The following is a 17,390-nucleotide window of genomic DNA, read 5'->3' as shown; positions in this document are numbered from 1 at the left end:
GAACGGGCAAAGAGGCTATGGACTTGTTCGATTCGATCTTGACGCCGCCGAGTTGAGGGGTGACCTGACGAGGGCGGCGCGCCTGCTGTACTTGTGGCGTTCGGGATACGCGGAAAGGGTCCGAAGGCGCGGGTACACCCGGTCAATTTCCCAGGACGGTACCGCCAACCCTCCCGCACTGCTTCCATCGTGCGTACAAGCCGAGGAGCGCAACCATCGGGTCGGTCGAGCCGTGAAGAAATGCAAGGCCCTCGGAGAGTCCGATGATCCAAAAACAAGACGCAGGCGAGCAGGGCTGACGCCGGTAGGACTCATTACCTGCCCCGTGTCGGTCACATCTAGCGAACCCGACGGAATCACCCCTAAGGGGTCACAGCACTCAAGTGTGGGCGGTAATAACAATCGACAGAGTGCACATGTGGGCCTCCTGCCCCCATGTGCATGGCACAAGCTCTCTCCGCTTCGCTGCTTGTCCCCACCCAAGTGGACAGCAGGGACCAGCCTGACCGCCTGCTCACACCCACCGCGTCACCAACATTGAGAGTCTCACCCTTGAGCGGGCGGTGGCCGTGCACAGCCTGGTTCGAGGGGAATCATGGGTCGATGGAGAGCGTACCCCTCAACCCGGAGCACCGCCGGCGCTGGCGTCAGCCCGGGCGGTGACGAAACTCCCTGCACCCGATGCCCTCCTTGGCGTGTGTGTGTATGAGCCGAAATGGGATGGCTACCTTCACCGCACTTTGTCTCGCTCCTGATGCAGAGTGCCGATAACGGAATGCTACGTCAACTAACCTGGGCGTTCTCCTCAAGCCTGAAGGAAATGGAAGTCACAGCCCTCGTCCGCCTGAGTAACCTCCTGGACGTACAGGCGTCGGTAGCCGCGGTCGGGAATAACCGGCGAAGCAGGACCAAGCTCCTCCGAACGCCGCTTGAGCTCCTCCTCGGAAACGTCCAGCTGCACCAACCTGCGGCTCACACTCAACGTGATCGTGTCGCCGGTACGCACCAGCTTCAGCGGCCCACCGACGGCAGACTCCGGCGTCACATGCAGCACGACAGCTCCGGCCGCGGTACCGGACATACGGCCGTCCGAAATGCGCACCATGTCCTTCACACCCTGGGCTGCGAGCTTCTTCGGGATCGGTAGGTATCCAGCCTCCGGCATGCCGGGGTTACCCACTGGCCCGATGTTCTTCAGCACCAGGACCGAATCGGCAGTGACCTCGAGCGAGGGGTCATCAATTCGCGCAGCCAGGTCCGCGGCATTCTCGAACACAACGGCAGGCCCCGAATGCTCCAGCAACGAAGGCGACACTGCGGCCTGCTTGATGATCGCCCCACCCGGCGCCAGGTTCCCGCGCAACACCGCCAGACTGCCCTGGGGATAGATGGGGTCCGACAGCGGCCGGATGATGTCCTGCGGGAAGCCGGGGCCGGCGTCGTCGATCTCTTCACCCAGCGTGCGGCCAGTCACCGTCAGCACATCGCGGTTGATCAGCGAACCCAGCTCACGCAGCACCGCAGGTACGCCGCCGGCACGGTGGAAGTCCTCCATGTAGTACTTGCCGGACGGCTTCAGGTCCACCAGCACCGGCGTCTCCGCGCTCATCCGGTCCAACTCGTCCAGCGACAACTTGATCCCCAGCCGACCTGCCACAGCGGTCAGGTGGATGATTGCGTTCGTCGAACCGCCGATCGCCAACAGCATCCGCAGCCCGTTCTCGAAAGCCGCCGGAGTCAGGATCGACGACGGCGAAACGCCGGCAGCGGCGAGAGCAACAGCCTGCGTCCCGGTCCGTTCGGCAATCCGCACCCGGTCCGCCGTCACCGCGGGAGCGGATGCAGACCCAGGCAGGGCAATCCCCATCGCCTCCGCAATGCACGCCATAGTGCTCGCCGTCCCCATCACCGAGCAGGTACCGACGCTCCCCACCAGGCGCGAGTTGACGTCGTCGATCTCTGATTTTGAAATCTCTTGGGCGCGGAATCTGCCCCAGAACGCCCGGCAATCCGTGCACGCACCGACCCGCTCGCCGCGGTACCCGCCGGTCAGCATCGACCCGGTGACCAGCGAAATTGCCGGCACACCCGCCGACGCCGCACCCATCAGCTGCGCCGGCACCGTCTTGTCGCACCCGCCAATGAGCACGACGGCGTCCATCGGCTGCGCGCGGATCATCTCCTCCGTGTCCATCGACATCAGGTTCCGCAGGAACATGCTGGTGGGGGAGGAGAAGCTCTCATGCACCGAGATGGTCGGGAACTCCACCGGGAGCCCCCCGGCCAGCATCACCCCGCGCTTCACGGCCTCAACCAGCGCGGGCATGTTGCCGTGGCACGGGTTGTAGCCGCTGCCGGTGTTCACGATCCCGACGACGGTCCTATCCAGCGCATCATCCGAATACCCGGCACCCTTGATGAATGCCTTGCGGAGGAACAGCGAGAACTCGGCGTCCCCGTAGCTGGTGAGGCCGCGGCGGAGGCCGGTGGGTTCAGGCGAGGAGGAGGAGCCGCTCATCGGAACGCAGGCGTCCCCGTGATGTGGTTGCCCAGGATCAGGGTGTGCACCTCGTCGGTGCCCTCGTACGTACGCACACTCTCCAGGTTGTTCGCATGCCGCAGCGGCGAGTAGTCCAGCGTGACGCCGTTGCCACCGAGCATCGCCCGGGCGTCCCGACAGATCTCGATCGCTTCGCGGCAGTTGTTCAGTTTGCCCACGGAGATCTGGTACGGCTCCAGCGTCCCGGCATCCTTCAGCCGGCCCACCTGCAGCGCCAGCAGCATCCCCTTGTTGATCTCCAACGCCATGTTCACCAGCTTCTGCTGGGTCAGCTGGTACCCGGACAGCGGCTTGCCGAACTGCAGGCGCTCCTTCGAGTAGTTCAGCGCCGCCTCGTAGCTGTCCCGCGCAGCACCCATCGCACCCCAGATGATGCCGTAGCGCGCCTCATTCAGGCACTCGAACGGGCCGCGCAGCCCCTTGGCCTTCGGCAGCATCGCCGACTCCGGCAGCCGCACGTCCTCCAGCGAAATGTCGCACTGGATGGAGGCGCGCATCGACAGCTTCTGCGTAATCGGGGTCGCCGTGAACCCCGGAGTGTCAGTGGGAACCACAAAGCCGCGGACGCCGTCGTCGGTCATGGCCCAGATGATCGCCACCTGCGCCACCGAAGCCAACCCGATCCAGCGCTTGGCGCCGGAGATAACCCAGTCGGAACCGTCACGACGCGCAAAGGTGGCCATCGAGCCCGGGTCCGATCCCGCCGTCGGCTCCGTCAGCCCAAAGCAGCCGATCGCTTCCCCGGCAGCCATCCGCGGCAGCCACTCGTTCTTCTGCTCCTCGGAGCCGTGCTTGGCGACGGCGCTCATCGCCAGCGACCCCTGCACACTCACGAACGTGCGCAGACCGGAATCGCCCGCCTCAAGCTCCAGCGCCGCCAACCCGTACTCCACCGAGCTGCGCCCAGGGCAGCCATAGCCCTTGATGTGCATGCCGAGCACGCCCAGCTCCGCCATCTTCGGCACGATCTCCAGCGGGAACACCGCGTTGTCATACCACTCGGCGATGTTCGGCTTGATTTCGGTATCCACAAAGGAACGGACTGTGGAGCGGAGGTCAATCTCCTCCTGCGACAGGAGCGAGTCGATGGACAGAAGGTCAACAGTCATGGTTCTACGTACTTTCAGTGAGAGGTAGCGGTGGTCGAGAGCGCCGCGAAGGTCGCATCGTTGTGTTCGCCGAGCAGCGGCGGCAGGCGCCGGTAGCTCGCAGGGGTTTCGGAGAGGTGGATCGGGTTGGCGACCTGGTGGCTGGTGCGCGGGCCGGCGTCGTCGGCCATTTCGACGGCGGGATCAAGTCCCAGCTCCTCAGCCAGCTGGAGCGCCTCCACAATCGAATTCACCTTCCCAGCCGGGACGCCCTCCTTGGACAGGACTGCGGACCACTCCGCCGCGGGACGCTTGGCGAGCTGCTCCTCGAGTCGCGCCTTCAGCTCATCGCGGTGGGCCACGCGCTGGGTGTTGGTCTCGAAGCGCGGATCGGACGACATTTCAGGCACCCCAAGAACCCGCACGAGCGACGCGAACTGCCGGTCCGTCCCGACGGCGACGGCGAGCGGCCCGTCCGCGGTTTTCAACGTCTCGTACGGCGCGATCGACGGATGCGCGTTGCCCATCCGCTGCGGCGCTTCGCCGGTGGCCAGCGTGCTCGACGCCTGATTCACCAGCCCCGCCAGCAGCGATGACAGCAGATTCACATCGATCCGCTGGCCCTGCCCGGTCGCGTCCTTGTGTCGCAGCGCCGCGAGAATCCCGAGCGCCGCGTTCTGCCCGGTGACCACGTCGACCAGCGCCACGCCCACCTTGCTCGGCTCCGAATCCAGCGACCCGGTCACGCTCATCAGCCCGCCGACGGCCTGCACCAGGAGGTCATATCCCGGAAGGTGGGCTCCCGCCGTCGAACCGAATCCGGTGATGGAGCAGTAGATAAGGTCGGGTTTGAGAGCGTGCAGCGTCTCGTAGTCCAGCCCGAACTTCTTCATCACGCCGGGCCGGAAGTTCTCAATGATCACATCCGAGCCCAGCGCCAGCTCCTTCGCGCGCGCCAGCCCGTCGTCGGTCCGCAGGTCACACACCACCGAGCGTTTGTTCCGGTTCACGCTCGAGAAGTACGTGCCCACGCCGTGCTCGTCGACGGGCGGCGTCCAGGACCGCGTGTCATCCCCGGCAGGGCTCTCCACCTTGATGACGTCCGCCCCGAAATCGGCGAGCATCATCGACGCATAGGGGCCCGCGAGCACGCGGGAAAAGTCAGCTACCCGAACACCCTCGAGAGGGCCAGATCCAGACGTGCCCATCGTCATCTCCTTACTTTTGGTGCATCGAGTGGGCGCTGGCTACGTGCTTCCTGCCGGAAACCCGTTCTCAGCGCCCCCTCGATGGTGGTGCTCTTGTAACTCAGGTTCCCTGCGTCACGGGGTTGGTGAGGACGCCCACGCGCGCCACCCGGGCCTCCGCAACATCGCCGGGCTTGATGTGGATCGCGCCCGGCGTGCCCGTCGAAATGATGTCGCCCGGGAACAGCGGCATCACCTTCGAGTGGAAACTGATCAGGTACTCGGGGCTGTACCGCATGTGCGCCACGGTATTGGTCCGCAGCACCTCACCGTTCACCACCGTAGACACCTCCATGTCCGCGAGCATCCCGTCACCCACCGCCTCGGCCAGCGGCACAATCCGCGGCCCGAACGAGAAGAACCCCGGAAAGTTCTTCGACCGCGTCAGGAACCGCGGATTCCTCTGCAGGATGTCCTCCGCCGTCTGGTCCAGTACGGGCACGACGCCGGCCACATAGTCCAGCGCCTCCTCCACCTCCACATTGCGGCAGTACCGCCCGATGACGACGGCGACCTCCCCCTCGACGGTGGTCCGCTCGCTCTGCGACGGGATGGGAATGTCCTCCCCGGGACCGATGATGGTGTGGTCGCCCTTGATGAACGACGCCGGCTCCTCCGGCACGCCCTCGGACAGGTCCGAGGCGTGCTCCACGTAGTTCAGCCCGATGCCCCACAGCATCCGCGGGTGCCGGTAGGGCGCGCCGTAGGTGACGCTCTCCGGGTCCCGGAAGACGTCGTCGTTCGCTTCATTTGCCGCGGCCTCAAGCTGATCGAGCAGTTCTTCGACCAGGACGTCCCGAATATCGCCGGTGAAGCTGGACATCAGGTCCCGGACCAGCGCCAGTCCGCGCTGCGGGTGCACCACGGCAGGAATCTCCTCCTGGCCCTCAGTGACAGAGCAGAGGTGCAGTGTGTGGTTCATCATCAGTAGCTCCTTACCAGTCCGCCGTCGCAGCGGATCTGTTCACCGGTCACGTAGGCTGCGGGATCGCTGGCAAGGAACGCGACGACTGCGCCGAACTCCTCCGGCTTGCCGTACCTGCCGGCGGGGATGGTGGCCTCGGACGAGGCCCGGGCCTCCTCGGGCGTCTTGCCGGTACGCTTCGCCGCGCCGGCATCCAGTGATGCCACGCGGTCGGTGTCAATCCGGCCGGGCAGCACCATGTTCACGGTGACACCGTCCTTCGCCACCTCGCCCGCGAGGGTCTTCAGGTACCCGGCGAGCCCGGCACGGCCGATGTTGGACAGCGCCAGGTTGGGCAGCGGACTCTGCACACCGGAGGAGCCGACGGCGACAATCCGCCCCCAGCCCCGCTCCCGCATCCCGGGCAGCACCAGGTTGGTCAGCCGGATGTGCTGCAGCAGCAGCTGGTTCACGGCGGCCAGCGTCTGCTCATCCGACACATCAGCGGCGCCACCGGGCGGCGGTCCGCCGCTGTTGAGGATCAGCACGTCGACGGGCCCGAACGCCTTTTCCGCAGCTTCAACCAGCCGCGCCGGAGCACCGTCAAGATTCAGGTCGATCCCGATCCCGACGGCGGAAGGCAGCTTCTCAGCCTCGGCCCGCACCACGTCCTCGCGGCGGGCGGCGAGCACCACGTTGGCGCCCTCATCGGCCAACACCTGCGCAATGGCCAGCCCGATCCCGGAGCTCGACCCCGGCACCAGTACGTTTTTTCCCTTGAGTCCGGTTTCCATCTAGGCAAGCTCCTTAACAGCATCCAGGTGTGCGTCGATCATGTCGGCCAGTTCAGCCGGCAGCGTGGGCGCCGGCGGGCGGACCAGTGCTTCGGCGATGATGCCGCGCCGCTTGAGGATCTCCTTGCGCAGGGCCAGCCCAATTCCGGGCTGTCCCTCAAAGTTCGCCAGCGGTAACCACGGCGCAAAGACGTCGCGGGCGGCGCGGAAGCCGCCGTCGCGATTCGCTGAGATGGCAAGCTGCAGCGCTTCCGGGTGGGAGAACCCGGTCATCGCGCCGGCGGCACCAGCCGCGAGCTCATCGATCAGGCCGACACCGCCAAGTCCACCGAACACCGGCACGTCCGTGGCGCGCGTCAGCTGGGCAATCGCCGCAGCCGTGGGCGGTGCCTCGGACTTGATGGCCGAGATGAACGGGCAACGCTCGACGACGGCGAGAATCTGCGCGGTGCTGATCTTTACTCCGGAGGCCACGGGGTAGTCCTGCAGCACGATGTCCGCGCCGGTTGCCTCATGGATGGCAGCGAAGTGCGCGGTCAGCAGGTCCGGGTTCGGCGTATTCGCCTGCACCATGAGCGACGCCAAATTGGACCCCGCAGACTCCACCGCGGTCCGCGCCTGCTCAATCGCGACGCTGGTGCTCCGCGCCGACAACCCAACAATCAGCGGGGTCTCCTCAGCGGCTTCAGCAACCGTCGAGACCGTCAGGGCCTGCTCACGGGTATCCAGCGTGCCGCCCTCACCGAACACGCCGAGCACCACCATGCCGGTGGCCGGAATGTGGGTGTAGAGCTCCACCTCCCGCTTCAGTGACTCGGTGTCGACGTCGAACGACGGCCCGGTGAACGGCGTAGCCAGCACACCCCAGAGCCCCTTCTTCAAGTGCGTCATGCAACTTCCTTACTGTCGGAATCAAGGACGATCGAAACAATGTGCTCGGCAATGGCGAGCGAGGAAGTCGCGGCCGGCGAGGGCGCATTCCGCACCGCCAGCACCGATCCATGGTGGGAAATGCGGAAGTCGTCCACCAGCGAACCGTCGCGGTCCAGTGCCTGGGCGCGGATGCCGCTTGGCCCGGGAACGACGTCGTCGACGGTCAGCTCCGGCACGTACTTGCGTGCCTCGTTCACGAAGCGGCGCTTGTTCAGCGAACCCACCATTTCGACGGCGCCCGTCTTCCAGTGCTGCTTCGCGAAGGCCCGGAAACCGGGGTAACCCACGGCGTCGCCGAGGTCGCGCGGGGACACGGTGCCCCAGCCGTAGGCCTCACGGGCCAGGGCCAGCACGGCGTTGGGACCGACCATGACCTCGCCGTCCGTCCGCGGAGTCAGGTGCACACCCAGGAACGGGTAGCGCGGATCCGGAACCGGGTACACCAGCCCGCGCACCAGTGACCGCTTCGAGGGCTTGAGCAGGTAGTACTCACCGCGGAACGGCACAATCTTCGGGTCTTCCCGGTCACCGGCCAGCCCAGCCACGCGGTCCGCCTGGAGCCCGGCGCAAATGATGACCGAGTCGAAGATCTCCCAGGTGTCCGTGCCGTTGTGGGTCCCGGTCACCAGCGTCTCTTTCCCGCGCTGGGTGATGCCGGTGACCTCGAACCCGGTGTGCACGGTGCCTCCGGCCGCAACCACGTCTTCCGCGAAGGAACGGGTCACCGCGCCGTAGTCCACAATCGCTGTGTGCGGGGAGTGCAGCCCGCCCACTCCCTCAACGTGCGGCTCAAGTTCGCGCAGCTCTGCGCGGTTGATGATCCGCACGCCCGGGACGCCGTTGGCCTGGGCGCGGGTCATGATGTCACCCAGCCGCGATTCCTCCACCGCGTCCCGGGCGACAAGCACCTTACCGATCTCGTCATACGCCAGGTCCTTCGAGGCGCAGTACTCCTTCAACAGTTCCACGCCGCGTCGGCACAGTTTCGCCTTCAGGGACCCGGGCGTGTAATACAGCCCGGCATGGACCACGCCCGAGTTCCGCCCGGTCTGGTGGGCGGCAAGCGAATCTTCCTTCTCGAGCACGGTCACCGAAGCGTCCGGCTGCTGCTGGAGCAGCCGGCGCGCGACGGCGGTCCCCAGAATGCCGCCGCCGATCACCGCATAGCGTGTGGCTGTCATGAAGTCTCCTTAACAGGGTTCGAAAATGGGCGCCGCAGCGTGAAGACCGACACGCCGCGTGCCCGGCGAATCATCCTCCGCCCGATGCGGAACGTAATGGCAGCAGCCAGCGCAACAATGCCGGCCACCACCCAGGCAGTGGAATAGGAGGTGGCGCTCACCAGCAGGCCGAACAGCAGCGGCCCGCCGGCCGCGCCGAGCGAGAGCCCGGTCTGCACAACACCGGTTGCGGACGCTGCTGCCTGCCGGTTATCGCGCACGACGGCGAAGTGCAGCAGCCCCGGCCAGGTCCAGCCTGCGCTGTAGGCGAGGAGTGTGCCGGTCACCATCAGCGCTGTGGAGCCGACACTGAGCATCAGATAGCCGACGACGCCGGCCACCAGCAGATTGGCGATCAGTACGTAGGGGCTGCGGGTGGGCATCTTGTCCATGAGCGCACCGAGGAGGATTCGGATGCTGAGGCCCACCACCGCGGCGCCCGCGAAGATAAACCCGGCGGTGCTGGGCTCGATCCCGGACTGCACCATCGAGTCCACGAGGAACACTCCGAGCGAGGTGGCGGCCGCAGCAGCGAGGCCGGCGCCGATTGTGAGGACAACCAGCCCGGCACGCGGGGTGCCGCGATCCTCCGGGTGGCCGGCCGCCGTCGTCGTTGTCAGTGGTGCCTGACCGCGGAAGAAGGCCCAGACAGCGAGGCCCAGCGCCAGTCCGGCGCCGAAGAAGAACGCGTATCGCCAGCCGAGCACCAGCGCTATGCCCGGAACGGCAAGGCCGCCCAGCAGCGACGCCATTGGGATGGACGACTGCTTCACGCCGAACGCCAGGCCCAGCCGGTTGCTGCCGATGCTGCGGGAAATGCCGAGGTTTGCCGAGGGCTGGGCCATGGCGTTGGCAAGGCCACCGATGAACAGCGCCGCCACCAAAACGGGAAATGACGGTGCTGCACCGGCGCCTGCCAACGCCACGGTCGCGAGAATGGCCGAGAAGACCATGCCCCGCCCTGCTCCCACCCGCTGGACAACTCCTCCAAGCGGGCGGGCGAGGGTTCCGGAGACCGCAAACAGCGTTGCTGCTGCGATGCCCATCTGCGCCGGCCCCAGGTCGAGGTCGTCGCGGATCTGCACCGCCAGCGCGCCCAGAAGGAACGCCGGCAGTACCCCGGTGGTAGTGACCGAGACGGCCTGCAACAGGGTGGTTACAGGCCGCCCGGAGGACGGTACGTTCACGAGGTCGATTCAGCCGTCCGTGAGCGGTCGGTTCCTGAACGTTCCGGCGTGGTCGAATCGTCATGCGGGTGCCGCTTCATCCGGACCACATGCATCACCAGGCCGAGGGCGATCAGCGCGCCGCCGACGATCAGGTACATCGGTTCCATCACGAGCATCGGCAGGGAGCCGACTCCGATCAGCAGGCGCTCAAGCCAGTTGGCCGGGCCCATGATCCAGCCGCCGGTTGCCACGGCCAGGGCCGCTACGGCGATGGTCGAGACCACCAGGGCCATGAGCACGGTCCCGAATCCGCCCTGCATCAGCAGGCCGATACCCGGGCCGGTGAGCACGAAGATGAACGGAACCAGGAACGCGGAGAGCGTGTACCGCCAGGTGAGCCACATCGTCTTGATCGGCTTGCCGCCGGTAATGGCCGACGCCGCGAACGGGGAGAGCGCGGTCGGAGGGGACACTTCGCTGAGTACGGAGTAGTAGAAGATGAACATCGCGGCGGCGAAGGCCGGAACGCCGACATCCTGCAGCGCCGGGCCGATAATCACCCACGAGATGATGAAGCTCGCCGTCACCGGAACCGCGAGGCCCAGCAGGATCACCGAGATCGCCGAGAACAACGCCGTCAGGAACAGGCTGCCGCCGGCGAAGTCCACAATGATGTTCGCGAGCTTCAGGCCCAGCCCGGTGAGCGTCATGATGCCCACGATCAGGCCGGCCGCCGCCATCACCGGGATGACCGAGAGGGCGCCGGTGGCGCCGGTGGCCAGCGCATCCCAGATGCGCTTCGGGGTCATCCAGGACTGCCGGTCCAGGAAGCTGAGCAGGAACGCAAGGATTGTCGCGTAGACCACCGCACGGAACGGAGTCATTCCGGTAGCCATGAACACCACGATCGCGATCAGCGAGCTGAAGTGGTAGCCGAAGCGCAGCAGCAGTTTGCCGGCCTTCTGGGTTTCCATATCGACCGGCTGGGTCTTGAACCTCCGGGCATCCATCTCGATAGCGAGGATGATGCCGAGGTAGTAGAGGAGGGTCGGGATGGTCGCCCAGATCAACACCTCGAGGTAGGAGACGTTCAGCAGGGCGGCAATGATGAACGCCGCAGCGCCCAGGGTCGGGGGAGACATGATTGCGCCGATGCCGGCAGCAGCCAGGACTGCACCACCGTGTTCCTTGGGGTAGCCGGCCTTTTTCAGCAGCGGCCAGGAAATACCACCGAGGGTCACCGTGGTGGCAACACCCGAGCCGGAGACCGTACCGAGGAGGAAGCCCGCCAGCGTGACAGTACGTCCCGGGCCGGACTTGGACTGGCCGAACGCCGAGAAGGACAGGTCGATGAAGAACTTCGTGGCTCCCGACGCCGTCAGCACGGCGCCGTAGATAGTGAACAGGATGATGTACGTCGCCGCCACATCCGTTGGAACACCGAAGATACCCTGCGTTCCCATCACGTTGTGGCCCACGAGACGGATCCACCCGAACGACGACGTCTGAAACGGATCCGGAATATACGGACCGAAGTAGGCGTAGGCGAAGAACCCGGCCACGACGATCGGCACCAGGATGCCCACCGTCCGCCGGCAGGCTTCCAGCACCACGAGGATGGCGATGGTGCCCATGATGAGGTCGAGGTAGGTGGGGATGATCGCCCGGCGGAAGAAGGCATCCCAGTCGGAAATGATGTAGGCAAACGGGACGACGGCGATGATCGCCAGCGCCCAGTCCAGAATGTGCGGGTTGTCGCTCTTGCCGGCCGCCTTGTCTTTGTCCGACCGGCCCCAACCGCGGTAGACGAGGAACGTCATCGACAGGCCGATCATCAGGAACGCCGGCAGGTAGAACTGGGTGGCCATGGGGTTGAACACCCAGTACAGGCCGAAGACGGACAGCGCGACGCCCACTGCCTTGATGATGGCTGCCGGTGTACCGGTGAGGTGCCGGGCGGGCTTCTCCGCCTCGAACTCGGCAATCAGCGCTTCTTCGTCGAACTTGCCGTCCGTGTCCTTGTAAGGATCGGGGGAGCCGTTGAACTTCTCGTCGGCAACCCTGCTGTGGACAGCCCGGTGGGAGCCTTTGCCGTGTTTCTCCCCATGGCCGTGCTTCTCGCCGGGCGGCTGATCCTCGGACGGTGGTGACTTATGCGCAGCTACGGCACCGTTGCCGTCAGGTCGCTCGGTCATTGGGTCTCCTTGATATCTAGCACAACAAACGGATTGGCGTTCCCCACCAGCGGCCACAGTTCCAGCGGCGGCTCTCCGGGGACGTGGAGGGTGCGCTGCCCCAGATCGGTGGCAGCGATTGAGAGGGTGTCAAAAACCACCGGACGCTCAGGGCTCGGCGGTACAACGTAGTTGCGTCGGTCGGACGGACCGGCGGCTGTAGGGGCATCGGGGACGCCGTAGTACTCCTCGAGGACAGCGAGCTGGTCAGCCGCTATCTGCACCAGGCGGTAGGAACCGTCCGGCTGCACCTCGTAGCGTTCCTCGGCGAGGGTCTGGTAGATCGAATTGCGGTAGCTCACCGCGAAGGTGCCCCCGTCAAGGGGCACACGGGCAAGCTCGCCGTCGTCGTTCGTCACTGTCAGGAAACGCTGGGTGGGGCCAGCATTTCCGGCGGTCACGCCGGCCAGTGTGCCAAGGCACACCAACACGGCAACGACGACGGCGAGCTTACGCATGTCCGGTCAGCCTCAGCCGGCCTGGTCGTAGTACGCCTGGGCGCCTGGGCAGGTCTCGACGAAGGGCACGTCACCGGCGGTGGCGGCGTCCATCTCTTCCGCGGCGGGGTGCACCTGGATGAGCTGGTCCTTGTTTTCGAAGAGGGCGGTGGTGATGTCCTCCTGGAGCTGCTCATCCATGCTGGACGGAGCAACAAGGATGTTCGGCGAGGCGATCACGGAGATCGGCTCGGTCTGTCCCTCGTAGGTTTCGGCGGGGATTTCCTGCTCGACGTAGTACTCGCCGTATTCCTCGGCCATCGGAGCTGCGTACTCTCCGATGGGCACGATCACCATGTCGCCGTCGGCCGCGAGGTCGATCAGCGCACCGGTGGGCAGGCCGCCTGACCAGAAACCGGCGTCGATGGTGCCGTCACGCAGGGCTGCCACTGTTTCGGCAACCCCGAGCTGGCGGCGGTCGATGTCAGCTTCGGGATCCAGTCCGGCTGCCTCCAGGGTACGGATTGCGGCAACCTCGGTAGCCGAACCCGGTGCTCCCACGGAGACGACCTTGCCCTTCATGTCCTCGACACTCTGGATTCCGGTGCCCTCAACCGTGACGGGCTGCAGGAAGTTGTTGTAGACGTTGCCGAGCGAGCAGATCTCCTGGGCCTTGCCCTCGAAGTCATTGACGCCTTCAACGGCATCCGCAACGACGTCACCCACGGCAAGGGCAAGGTCAGCGGCCCCGCTTTCGAGCAGCAGGATGTTGTCTACCGACGCGTTGGTCTCCTGGACCGTGGCGTCGTAGCCCTCAACGTTCTCGCGGATGACGGTCGCGAAACCGCCGCCCAGCGGGTAGTAGACGCCGCCGGTGCCGCCGGTTGCGATGGACAGGGTGCCGCCTTCGCCGCTGTCCGCGCCGCCGCCGTCACCTCCTCCGCTGGGTGCCGGGCTTCCGCAGGCGCTCAGGAACAGTGCCGGTGCAAGGAGTGCGGCGGCAGCGATGCGCGATCCGCGGACCTTGTTCGAGGTGCTGGTCATGGATATCTCCCTTGATATGTGTTGGGTTTTTGGTGCGGTGTTGATTTTCATGGGTGTGATCTTCACTGCTGGTGCCCCTCCTCTGGAGCGGTGTCAGCCGGGGCTGGGACGTCAGCCACGGCAAGCAGTCCGGCGAGGGTGCGGTAGTACCCTACGAGGACTGAAATTTCGGTGAGCCCGCTGTGCCCGAAGTGCTTCTGTGCGGTGGCGCGGATGGTTTCATTCACTCCGGCTTCCGTCACCAGTTCGCGGGTGAGCTCGAGGGCGGCAGCCTCGCTGTCGGAGACGCTCGCCGGGACGCTGCCTGCTTGCAGTTGGCTCAGTTCCTCCGCTGAAACGCCGACGACGACGGCCGCCCGGCTGTGCGCGTACCACTCGTACTCGGAATTGAGGGCTGCCGCGACAGCGCAGATCACCAGTTCCCGGGTGCGGTCGGGGAGTTCGCCGCCGAATCGAAGCGCGGCGCCGAGTTCCTGGACCGCGTTGCCGATTGCCGGTGCGAAGAGGAGGGCGTTGAACGGGCCGGCGAGGGTGCCGTCGTCGTGCATGATCCGGAACGGACCGTTGGCGCGCGGGCCGGCAGTGATCTTCTCGTAGAGGTCCTGCTGGTCCGGTGACAGGTCCGCGGGCTTCAGGAGGGGGAAGTGGTTAGACAAGGGTCCGCCCTCCGTCCACGTAGAGGACATGCCCGGTGACAAAGGAGGCCTGCTCGGAGGCGAGGAAGAGCACGGGGCCGGTGAGGTCATCGACACTGCCGAGCCGCCCGGCGGGAACCAGCGAGGTGTAGTGTTCGCGGACGCCCGGCTTGTCCAGGTGGGTGCGGGTGAGATCGGTTTCGGTGTATCCGGGCGCTATGGCGTTCACGGTCACGCCGCTGGAGGCCCATTCGCGGGCCATGACGCGCATCATCTGATTGATGCCGCCCTTGCTGGCCGCATAAGAGGCGTGATCGGGATGGGCGAGGAGGCCCGAGACTGAAGAGCAGTAGATCTGGCGGCCCCAGCCTGCGCTGACCATGTGCTTGCCCGCGGATTTGCCGAGGCGGAAGGCGCTCGAGAGGTTGATGTCGAGGGTGCGCTGCCAGTCCTCGTCCGCAGTGTCGAGGACCGGGACCCGCTGGTTCATGCCGACCGCGTGGAGGAGGATGTCGATGCCGCCGAGTACTTCGACCGTTGCCTGTACAGCGTTCTCGCAGCCTTCGGCGGTGGAGAACTCTGCGGTGAGGCCGTTCTCGTGGGCCGTCAGGCGTGACTCGTCAATATCGGCGACGACCACGCGGGCGCCAGCCTCGGTGAAGGCAGCCGCGCAGGCTTCACCAATGCCGCCGGCTCCTGCAATCAGCACGCGCCGATCGGTGAGTCCTAGCCAGTTCTCCACGAAATGCGATCCCTTTGCGTCGTCGTTGTTGGTGTCATCGAAATAAGCGCTATTGGAGATTGTATACAAAAACGGGACGGAATGTAACCCCGGTCACACAGGAGAAGTTATCAGAGGTAACTTCGTTGCGGGAGGGGTTCGGAGGAGTGTTACGAGAGTGTGACATGTTACTGAGCCGGGGCCGTTTTGGCCCACGAACACTCGCGTATCCGGCCCGGATTCTTACTTTGCGTCGAGGAACTTCCGGAGCGCGTTGACGGCGTGGTCGCGGTGATCATCCAGGTGTTTGACCAGCCGGTCGGCATCCCGGTCAGCGAAAGCATCGATGATGAGGTTGTGCTCTTCCTCGACGAGGTGGCGGTTGGTCGGAACGCCGTAGTAGACAAACCGGTAGGTATCAGTGGCGTCCCAGAGGACCTGGATGAGCCGGTCGAGCCGCGGCATCCCTGAGGCGGAAAGCAGCACAAAGTGAAACCGGCGGTTGGCTTCGGTCATCGGCAGGATGTCCGCTGCAGCGCTGGCTGCCTCGACTTCGCGCGCCGCGTCTTTCATCGCCTGCAGCACCGAGCCGTCGGCGCGCTTCACTGCGGCGTACGCAGCTTCAGTCTCAAGGAGCTGCCGGATGCGGTACGTCTCAAGGAGGTCCGCGAGGGAGAGCCGGGCAACCTTGAACCCGCGGTGTGGTTCGTAAACGATCTGCCCCTCGCCCTCGAGGATCTTGAACGCCTCGCGCAGCGGAACCCTGCTGACGCCAAGCCGTTCGGCGAGGGCATCCTGCCGCAGCGGCTCGCCGGGCTGGACTTCACCGGCGATGATCATGCGGCGCAGCTCGGCGAGGGCGAAGGCCTGCGCGGTGGGGGGCCGCTTGGGCAATGTGCCGGCCATCTACGCGTCCTCCCTCTGCTCCCGCTGACTTCACTACAGCTTCACGTCGCCGCATTCCTGACGACTCTAGTTCAACACAGCAGCAGGTCCGGATTGCTCTGGATCTGACCATTCTTGAGGAAAGCTTCGGCCAAAAGGGCATAGTGGCTTGATCTGGATGGGTCACAGTGGAGGCAGACTCCTCCGGACCGGACCGTTCGCCGGCCCGGAGGTCGACTTCTTTGACGGGTTGGGAGCAAGTGCTGCGGTGGCCTGGCTGAAGAACAAACGAACCTCGGCAGTATCCGCCGTGCCCACACAGACCGGGGCGGCATCGACTGAAGCACTTGAGAACTGTGTTCCCGCAAACCTGCCGGTGCACCGTCCCGAAGTCATCACACAACTGGGTGAGGAACTGGCGACCCTCGCCGATGCCCTCCGCTACCGGGACAACTTTGCCCGGCTCCTGCCCAAGCGCATCCGGGACCTTGAGGCGGATCTTCGGTCAAAGAGCTCCAAGAACCTCGAAGACGCCGAGGGTACGCTCCTGAGCCTCAACGTTGGCGCCACCATGGTCGGAGCACCGAGACTGCAGTACGTCGCGGACCGGTGCTTGTCCGACTTCCGCGGCGGCCGCGAAATGAGCTGCCTGCCGGCACTCGCGGGTGAAGCCGAGCGGTTCCTCATGTTGCTGTCAGGTGCGGAGGACGCGCCACCCGCACCAGGTGCTACTCCACCGGGATCATTCGGTAGCCCACGCCCCGAACAGTCTTGATGAACCGGGGCTCGCGGGTGTCCTCGCCGAGCTTCTTCCGGAGGTTCCGGATGTGCACTTCTACGAGGTGATGATCGTCCGTCCACCCCTCACCCCACACACGCTCAAGCAGGGTCTCCCGGGTCCACACCCGGCGGGATCCGGTGATGAGCGTTGCGAGCAGATCGAACTCAATCTTGGTCAGCGGCAGCTCCTCACCCCCAAGCCGAGCCACCCTTCCCTCAACATCGACCGAGAGACTTCCATGAACGACGACGCCGTCAACTGCGCTGCCCGCTGCGGCTTCAGTTCCAGCCGCGTCCCGTGACACCGCGTCCCGTGACACAGCCTCCCGTGACCCCGACCCGCCGTCAACGAAGGACCGCGGACGGCGGAACATCGCCGCAACCCTCGCCCGCACCTCGCGCGGACTGAACGGCTTGATAATGAAGTCGTCTGCCCCGATCTCCAGGCCCAATACCCGCTCAATTTCTTCGACGCGGGCCGTAATCATCACAATGTAGGCATCGGTCTCCGGCCGCAGCTGGCGGCAGACCTCCATGCCGTCAAGATCCGGCAGGTTCAGGTCCAGGGTCACCAGGTCCGGTTTATGTTCCCGCACCAGGGCGAGTGCTTCTCTTCCACTCGCAGTTTCGATGATGTTGAACCCCACCATCGAAAGCGTGAGCACCAGGAGCTCGCGGATGTCGGGATCATCCTCCACCACCACGGCCGTGCGTTCGAAGGAGTCAGTACCCATGGGAT

16 protein-coding genes are annotated in these 17,390 nt (G+C 65.4%); 1 reads left to right on the top strand and 15 read right to left on the bottom strand.

The window, feature by feature from the left end; all coding sequences use genetic code 11:
- Nucleotides 1-805: 805 nt before the first annotated feature.
- The 14 genes from ABFX19_RS03190 to ABFX19_RS03125 form a co-directional block, all read right to left on the bottom strand.
- Nucleotides 806-2,518: an IlvD/Edd family dehydratase gene (locus ABFX19_RS03190; protein ID WP_346027429.1), complete on the bottom strand. Its 1,713-nt coding sequence runs from the start codon at nt 2,516-2,518 to the stop codon at nt 806-808.
- On the bottom strand, nt 2,515-3,669 hold the full coding sequence (locus ABFX19_RS03185) for an acyl-CoA dehydrogenase family protein (protein WP_346027428.1): 1,155 nt from the start codon (nt 3,667-3,669) through the stop codon (nt 2,515-2,517). Before ABFX19_RS03185 ends, ABFX19_RS03190 begins: the two co-directional genes overlap by 4 nt.
- Nucleotides 3,670-3,683: 14 nt before the next feature.
- Nucleotides 3,684-4,856 (bottom strand): CaiB/BaiF CoA transferase family protein, encoded by a 1,173-nt coding sequence (locus tag ABFX19_RS03180; RefSeq protein WP_346027427.1) that lies wholly within the window; start codon nt 4,854-4,856, stop codon nt 3,684-3,686.
- 100 nt (nt 4,857-4,956) lie between these two features.
- A complete protein-coding gene (locus tag ABFX19_RS03175) occupies nt 4,957-5,820 on the bottom strand; it encodes a fumarylacetoacetate hydrolase family protein (RefSeq protein ID WP_346027426.1) in 864 nt (287 codons plus the stop codon).
- Entirely contained in the window at nt 5,820-6,593 is a 774-nt protein-coding gene (locus ABFX19_RS03170; RefSeq protein WP_346027425.1) for an SDR family oxidoreductase, read from the bottom strand. The genes ABFX19_RS03175 and ABFX19_RS03170 overlap by 1 nt, the downstream gene beginning before the upstream one ends.
- Complete coding sequence (locus ABFX19_RS03165; protein WP_346027424.1) at nt 6,594-7,484, bottom strand: dihydrodipicolinate synthase family protein; 891 nt, start codon at nt 7,482-7,484, stop codon at nt 6,594-6,596.
- Nucleotides 7,481-8,707 (bottom strand): L-2-hydroxyglutarate oxidase, encoded by a 1,227-nt coding sequence (gene lhgO, locus ABFX19_RS03160; RefSeq protein WP_346027423.1) that lies wholly within the window; start codon nt 8,705-8,707, stop codon nt 7,481-7,483. The genes ABFX19_RS03165 and lhgO overlap by 4 nt, the downstream gene beginning before the upstream one ends.
- Entirely contained in the window at nt 8,704-9,933 is a 1,230-nt protein-coding gene (locus ABFX19_RS03155; RefSeq protein WP_346027422.1) for an MFS transporter, read from the bottom strand. Before ABFX19_RS03155 ends, lhgO begins: the two co-directional genes overlap by 4 nt.
- Nucleotides 9,930-12,110, bottom strand: coding sequence for a TRAP transporter permease (locus tag ABFX19_RS03150; RefSeq protein WP_277357457.1), 2,181 nt, complete (start codon nt 12,108-12,110; stop codon nt 9,930-9,932). Before ABFX19_RS03150 ends, ABFX19_RS03155 begins: the two co-directional genes overlap by 4 nt.
- Nucleotides 12,107-12,607, bottom strand: a complete 501-nt coding sequence (locus ABFX19_RS03145) for a hypothetical protein (RefSeq protein ID WP_346027421.1) — start codon at nt 12,605-12,607, stop codon at nt 12,107-12,109. Before ABFX19_RS03145 ends, ABFX19_RS03150 begins: the two co-directional genes overlap by 4 nt.
- A gap of 12 nt (nt 12,608-12,619) precedes the next feature.
- Entirely contained in the window at nt 12,620-13,630 is a 1,011-nt protein-coding gene (locus ABFX19_RS03140; RefSeq protein WP_346027420.1) for a TAXI family TRAP transporter solute-binding subunit, read from the bottom strand.
- A 62-nt stretch (nt 13,631-13,692) separates the two neighbouring features.
- A complete protein-coding gene (locus ABFX19_RS03135; protein WP_277357454.1) occupies nt 13,693-14,286 on the bottom strand; it encodes a carboxymuconolactone decarboxylase family protein in 594 nt (197 codons plus the stop codon).
- The gene (locus ABFX19_RS03130; RefSeq protein ID WP_346027419.1) at nt 14,279-15,007 is read right to left on the bottom strand and encodes an SDR family NAD(P)-dependent oxidoreductase; all 729 of its coding nucleotides are present in this window, start codon (nt 15,005-15,007) and stop codon (nt 14,279-14,281) included. The genes ABFX19_RS03135 and ABFX19_RS03130 overlap by 8 nt, the downstream gene beginning before the upstream one ends.
- Before the next feature lie 222 nt (nt 15,008-15,229).
- Nucleotides 15,230-15,892, bottom strand: coding sequence for a GntR family transcriptional regulator (locus tag ABFX19_RS03125; protein ID WP_346027418.1), 663 nt, complete (start codon nt 15,890-15,892; stop codon nt 15,230-15,232).
- A 157-nt stretch (nt 15,893-16,049) separates the two neighbouring features.
- Here ABFX19_RS03125 and ABFX19_RS03120 point away from each other — a divergent pair, with 157 nt between their 5' ends.
- On the top strand, nt 16,050-16,646 hold the full coding sequence (locus tag ABFX19_RS03120; protein WP_346027417.1) for a hypothetical protein: 597 nt from the start codon (nt 16,050-16,052) through the stop codon (nt 16,644-16,646).
- Here ABFX19_RS03120 and ABFX19_RS03115 read toward each other — a convergent pair.
- Nucleotides 16,600-17,385: a response regulator gene (locus ABFX19_RS03115; protein ID WP_346027416.1), complete on the bottom strand. Its 786-nt coding sequence runs from the start codon at nt 17,383-17,385 to the stop codon at nt 16,600-16,602. The two genes, ABFX19_RS03120 and ABFX19_RS03115, sit on opposite strands and share 47 nt — an antisense overlap.
- Between the last annotated feature and the right edge of the window lie 5 nt (nt 17,386-17,390).

Source organism: Arthrobacter parietis, assembly GCF_039530425.1.
GTDB classification, from domain to species: domain Bacteria; phylum Actinomycetota; class Actinomycetes; order Actinomycetales; family Micrococcaceae; genus Arthrobacter_D; species Arthrobacter_D parietis.
This window is presented reverse-complemented; position numbering and strand designations above follow the sequence as displayed.